The sequence below is a fragment of the Methylobacterium sp. B1 genome (assembly GCF_000333255.1).
Taxonomy (GTDB): Bacteria; Pseudomonadota; Alphaproteobacteria; order Rhizobiales; family Beijerinckiaceae; genus Methylobacterium; species Methylobacterium fujisawaense.
The window spans coordinates 1-6,252 of record NZ_BACT01000399.1 but is presented as its reverse complement, the minus strand read 5'-3'; the positions used below and the strand labels follow the sequence as shown (position 1 = coordinate 6,252).

The following is a 6,252-nucleotide window of genomic DNA, read 5'->3' as shown; positions in this document are numbered from 1 at the left end:
CCGCCTGAGCACGCGCTCGGCGGCGTGCAGCGCCCGCACCAATTCGCCGAGTTCGTCGTTCACGGCGATGCGCAGGCCTGGAACGTCCGCGTCGCCGGGTGAATGTGGCTGCCGGGCTCGACGCGCACGACGCTGGCGACCAGCTCCGCGAGCTGCGCCGTGGTCTCGATCCGTCCGCGGCGGCGCGCCTCGAAGATGGTCCGTGCCACCGCGCGCGAGCGACGCTCCTCGCCGTAATGATAGAGGATGTCGGCGAGCACGGTCTCGTCGGCCTCGTTCACGAGGTCGGCGGCGCTCGGCCCGTCGCAGCCCATGCGCATGTCGAGGGGCCCGTCGCTCCGGAACGAGAAGCCCCGTTCCGGCACGTCGAGCTGCATCGAGGAGACGCCGATATCGAGGACCACCCGGTCGACCTGCGCGAGACCTGTCTCCGCCAGGAGGGTGTCGAGCGCGCCGAAGCGGCCGGGCAGGAGGCGCAGGCGCCCCCCGGATTCCGCGACGAGCGCCTGCCCGGCAGCGATCGCCGTGGGGTCCCGATCGATCGCGACGACCTGCAGGTCCGGATCCGCCGCCAGGAGGGCGCGGGTATAGCCGCCGGCACCGAACGTGCCGTCGACCGCGATCCCGCCCGCGGTGCCGAGCGCCTCGACGACTTCATCGAGGAGGACCGGCACGTGCGGTTCCGACGGCGCGACGGCGCCGCTGTGGCGGGGCGAGCTCCCGGGAGAAGGACGGCGCCGGCTCACGGGCGCCTCGCCGACGGGGCGCGACGCGGGTTGCGAGAACCGGCGGAGGATCGGCGCGGTCCGGAGATCCGGACGCGGAAGCGGCTCGTGCGTCTCATGGTGCCCTGTGCCGGGCCGCGCGAGCGCGGCGCGCGTGACGGGAACGGCACCGGATGCGGAGCGCGCAAAACGCCGCGCACGGACGGGACCTGCAGGAAGGCAGGTTGCGCCCGGCGATCCGATACACGCCGTTGACGGGAGGATGCCGGGTATCATGGGCCTCGGAGGATCGTCAACGCACAAGCTTGGCGCTGCCGCGCCGAACGATCTGAACCCGGCAAGGTTAACCGAAGGTTTTTGCCGCACCGGAATCTTCGGCGCGGCGTGCGGCGGCGCGGGCGCGGCGCCGGGCCGATAAGGCGTTGCGGACGCAAGGCTTATCGGGATGTGGATCAGCCGGCCTATAAGCCGGGTTCTGTAGGGCCGGAGCGCTCGCGCACGCCGACGTGGCGGCCATTCCTCTGGGACGGTCGTTGCCGACCGCCTCGAGCAACCAACCCGGGCGACTGGCCTGGAGAGCCGGCCTGCCCTTCTCGCGAAGGGCGCGCCGCCCCTATTCGGTCTTGCTCCCGGTGGGGTTTGCCGTGCCGTCCGCGTTGCCGCGTCCGCGGTGCGCTCTTACCGCACCCTTTCACCCTGACCCCGGACGGATCCGGGGCGGTCTGCTTTCTGTGGCACTGTCCCTGGGGTCGCCCCCGCCGGATGTTATCCGGCACCGTCTCTCCATGGAGCCCGGACTTTCCTCCCCGGACGCTCGCGCGTCCGGAGCGGCCGCCCGGCCGGCTGATCCGCGGGCAGATGCGCCCGCGGGGCCGTCCGGGTCAAGGGAGTCGACCCGCGCTACCAGGTGCCGGTGTTCTCCATGGACGTCCACGGCTCCTGCGGCGCCTTGGCGCCGCCCTTCTGGAGGATCTCGATGGAGATGCCGTCCGGCGACTTCACGAAGGCCATGTAGCCGTCGCGCGGCGGGCGGTTGATGGTCACGCCCTTCTCCTGCAGCCGCGCGCAGAAGGCGTAGATGTCGTCCACCTGATAGGCGAGATGGCCGAAGTTGCGCCCGCCCGAGTAGGTTTCCGGATCCCAATTGTAGGTCAGCTCGATGAGCGGGGATCGTGTGGCCGTGGCCCGCTCGACGTCGCCGGGGGCGGCCAGGAACACGAGGGTGAAGCGCCCCTTCTCGTTCTCGACGCGGCGGACCTCCTTCAGGCCGAACGTGTCGACGTAGAAGGCGAGGGCTCGGTCGAGGTCGGCGACCCGGACCATGGTGTGCAGATATTCCATCGGACCTATCCTGTGGCTGGTCGGAGGTGGATCGTGCGTCCTGTTCGGGACGCGCGTCCCGCCTCCGGCTGATCGCCACCGCTAGCTAGCGGCCGGCCCGGCGGTGAGAAGGCCGCGCGCGCCGGACGGGCCATAAATCGACCCTGGCGCTCCTGCGTCCCGTGCCGATCCGGCGGCCGGCGCGAGGGAGGCTACCGCCGAAAGACGACGGCGGACGCGTCCGTTGCCGCGGCCGGCCGCCAGCGCCGGGCGCTGCGGCGCGGTGATCGGATCGGTTTGACGCGCGAAGGCTGTCCCGACGGCGCGCTGTCTCTCCGGGGCCGTTTCGGCGGCTCCGATCGTTGCGCCGCGCGCGCCGAGGGACCAGAACGGGCCCATCCCGCACCCGGAGTGAGCCGAATGCGCACCGAGACGCCGCCGCTGATCCGCCTCGAGGAATACCGGCCCAGCGACTACCTGATCGATCGGGTCGACCTCGACATCCGTCTCGACCCGCACGCGACCCGCATCGACGCGACCTTGACGCTGCGGCCGAACCCGGCCGGTGTGCCGGCGGCTCCGCTCACCCTCGACGGCGACGATCTCCGGCTGGTCTCGGCCGAACTCGACGGTGCGCCGCTGGCGCCCGACGCCTACGCGGCGATGCCGTCCGGCTTCATCCTCCGCGATCCGCCTCCGCGGCCCTTCGCGCTGCGCCTCGTCACGGAGGTGGATCCGACCGCCAACACCAAGCTGATGGGGCTCTACCGCTCGAACGGGGTCTACTGCACCCAGTGCGAGGCGGACGGCTTCCGGCGGATCACCTACTTCCTCGATCGTCCCGACGTGCTGGCGGTCTACACCACGCGCATCGAGGCCGACCGGACCGAGGCGCCCGTCCTGCTCGGCAACGGCAATCCCGTCGAGGCCGGCGATGCCGGGCCCGGCCGCCACTACGCCCTCTGGCACGATCCGCACCCCAAGCCCGCCTACCTGTTCGCCCTCGTGGGCGGCCGGCTCGGGAAGGTCGAGGCCCCCTTCACCACGATGGAGGGCCGCACCGTCAGCTGCGCGGTCTACGTCGAGCCCGGCAAGGAGGACCGGGCGGGCTACGCCCTGGACGCCGTCATCCGCTCCATGGCCTGGGACGAGACGGCCTTCGGCCGCGCCTACGACCTCGACGTGTTCAACGTCGTCGCGGTGTCCGACTTCAACATGGGCGCCATGGAGAACAAGGGCCTCAACATCTTCAACGACAAGTACGTGCTGGCCAGCCCCGAGACCGCCACCGATGGCGATTACGCCGCCATCGAGGCGATCATTGCCCACGAGTACTTCCACAACTGGTCCGGCAACCGCGTCACCTGCCGGGACTGGTTCCAGCTCTGCCTGAAGGAGGGTCTCACGGTCTTCCGCGACCAGGAATTCTCCTCCGACATGCGCTCCAGGCCGGTGCATCGCATTGCCGAGGTGCGCTCGCTGCGGGCGCGTCAGTTCCCCGAGGATGCCGGGCCGCTGCGGCATCCGGTGCGGCCGCGGGCCTATGCCGAGATCAACAACTTCTACACGGCGACCGTCTACGACAAGGGCGCCGAGATCGTCCGGATGCTGCGGACCCTGATCGGTCCCGAGGCCTTCCGGGCCGGCATGGACCGCTACTTCGCCGACAACGACGGGCGCGCCGCCACCGTGGAGGATTTCCTCGCGGCCTTCGCGGCCGTGACGGGGCGCGACCTCGATGCGTTCGCCCGCTGGTACGAGCGCCCCGGTACGCCCCGCCTCGCCGTCACGGCCGCCTACGATCCGGCCGCCGCGCGTTACACCCTCCAATTCGCTCAGAGCCTGCCCGGCACGGCCGACTCCGACGGGCCACCCTTGGTCATTCCCGTGGCCCTCGGCCTGGTGGGGGCCACGGGGCCACTGACCGGCGCCAACTGCCCGGATGTGCGGGACGGCGTCTACGTGCTCGACCGCCCGGAGGCCGCGATCGTGTTCGACGCCGTCGCCGAGGAGCCGGTCCCGTCGCTCCTGCGCGACTTCTCCGCGCCGGTGAAGCTCGATCTCGGCCTGACGGATGCGCAGCGGATGCGGCTCCTGGCACAGGACAGCGACCCCTTCAATCGCTGGCAGGCCGCGCAGGACGTGGCGCTGCGGCTGATCCTCGACCCGGACCCCGACCGGACCGAGGCCTTCGCGGCGGCGCTCGGCCGTTTCCTCGACGGCGAGGCCCTGGCCGACCCGGCCTTCGCGGCGCTGGTCCTGGCACTGCCGAGCGAAGGCGAGGCCGCCGACGCCGTCCCGGCCGAGGTCGATCCCGACGCCATCCACCGGGGGCGTTCCGATCTGCGGACCCGTCTCGGCCAGGTCCTGCGGCCGCGGCTCGAAGCGATCGACGCGGCGCTCGTGCCGGACGCGGGTGTCCCTTACAGCCCCGACGCCGCCTCGGCGGGGCGCCGGTCGCTCCGCAACGCTGCCCTCGACCTGATCGCCGCCGGGGATCCCCGGACCGGCGCGGCCCGCGCCGCCGAGCGCCTGGCCGAGGCGACCAACATGACCGACCGGCTCGCCGCCCTCGGCACCCTGGCGCTGGTTCCGGGCGAGACCCGCGAGGTTGCCCTCGCGGAGTTCGCAACGCGCTACGCCGACGAACCCCTCGTTCTCGACAAGTGGTTTGCCATCCAGGCCCAGATCCCGGAACCCGGCACGCTCGACCGGATCGCCCGGCTTCAGGAGCACCCTGCCTTCACCATGACCAATCCGAACCGCGTCCGGGCGCTGATCGGAAGCTTCGCGTTCGGCAACCCGACCCAGTTCGCCCGGCCGGACGGGTCGGGCTTCGCCCGCGTGGCCGATACGGTCGCGGCGCTTGATTCGACCAACCCACAGGTTGCCGCGCGGCTCCTCACGGCCTTCGGATCATGGCGTCGGCTGGAAAAATCACGCGGCGCCAAAGCGGTCGAAATGCTGAATGGGATCAAGGCGATCCCCGGCCTTTCCCGGGACACGGCCGACATCCTCGCCCGCACCCTTGAAGACGGCTAAGCGTCTGAACCTGCGGTAGAAATTGATTCTCTGGCGGCTGCGCAACACCCGACGGGCGTCAAGTCGTTATGGTAAAAAACCCGTGGACAAACGGCCCCCCGAGGTGATTGTATTCACTCAGATTCGGGGGGCCTTCGGGGGCCGGGCGCCCGTACCGGATCGCTGTTCCCACGGGTGAGGTTCGGCCATGCCGGAGGCGGCTTCCGCTTCCTTCTCCGCGCGTGCGGATTCGAATCTCACGATCTCCTGGCCGATGCGGACCCGGGATCCGCGGCTCGGCCAAGCCGAACGCTGGCTGCGCTACGCCGTGCCGGGGACGCTGGCGGTGTTCCTGGCCTGCCTCGTCGGGCTCGCGGCGCTTCACATCCAGGGCCAGCGGGCCGAGATCCTGGCCGGTGCCCGGGCCGAGGTCGAAGGCTTCGCCCGTCTGGCCGCCCGGGCGGTGGACCCGACCGGTACCGTGGCGGAGGACCTGCGGGCGCTGATGCCGGAGAGCGAACGGCATCCCGGCCGCCGCCTGCTGGTGGTCCGCCCCGACACCCGCATTCTCGCCGCCCATCCCCCGCTGCCCGCCGACCGGACGACGCTCGCCGCCGTCCTCGGCGACAGCGAGCCGCTCTCCGGCCTCGGCGAGCGCGCCGGCGCCATGGCCCTCGAACTCCCCGGGGGCGAGAGCGTGCTCGCCGCCATGCACAGCCTCCCGGGCGGCGCGGGCCAGGTGGCGGTGCTGCAGCCCATCGAGCCGCTGCTGCGTGGCTGGAGCGCCCGCACCCGCGACCAGATCGTCCTGATCGCCGCCGCCGCCCTCGTGATCGTCGGCGTCGGACTGGCCTACGGGCTGCAGACCCGTCAGGCGGCCCGGGCCGACCGCGCCCGCGAACAGATCCGCGGTCGCCTCGAGACCGCCCTGCGCCGGGGTGCCTGTGGGCTGTGGGACTGGGACATCGCCCGGGGCCGGATCTACTGGTCCGACTCGATGTACACGCTGCTCGGCTACCGGCGACAAAACGAGTATCTCTCGTTCGGCGACGTCAACGGCTTGGTCCATCCCGATGATGGCGACCTGTACAGCCTCGCCCGGGGGCTCGCCGCCAATCAGACGCATATCGACCACGCCTTCCGGATGCGCGGCGCCGACGGGGCCTATGTCTGGCTGCGTGCCCGG

At 71.5% G+C, this 6,252-nt stretch carries 3 protein-coding genes, 1 other RNA gene and 1 pseudogene; 2 read left to right on the top strand and 3 right to left on the bottom strand.

The annotated features are described in order from the left end of the window. The 3 genes and pseudogenes from rsmH to I53_RS11555 form a co-directional block, all read right to left on the bottom strand. Positions 1-674, bottom strand: a pseudogene (rsmH, locus tag I53_RS11560) (16S rRNA (cytosine(1402)-N(4))-methyltransferase RsmH); the annotation flags it as partial. A gap of 499 nt (positions 675-1,173) precedes the next feature. Then, positions 1,174-1,572, bottom strand: an RNA gene (gene rnpB, locus I53_RS30410) — RNase P RNA component class A. 53 nt (positions 1,573-1,625) lie between these two features. Beyond that, positions 1,626-2,066, bottom strand: coding sequence for a VOC family protein (locus I53_RS11555; RefSeq protein ID WP_043350719.1), 441 nt, complete (start codon positions 2,064-2,066; stop codon positions 1,626-1,628). A gap of 399 nt (positions 2,067-2,465) precedes the next feature. Here I53_RS11555 and pepN point away from each other — a divergent pair, with 399 nt between their 5' ends. Then, on the top strand, positions 2,466-5,087 hold the full coding sequence (gene pepN, locus I53_RS11550) for an aminopeptidase N (RefSeq protein ID WP_043350717.1): 2,622 nt from the start codon (positions 2,466-2,468) through the stop codon (positions 5,085-5,087). Between the two features lie 253 nt (positions 5,088-5,340). Beyond that, positions 5,341-6,252 (top strand): PAS domain-containing protein (locus I53_RS11545; protein WP_251982300.1); only part of this gene is annotated, 912 nt, incomplete at its 3' end.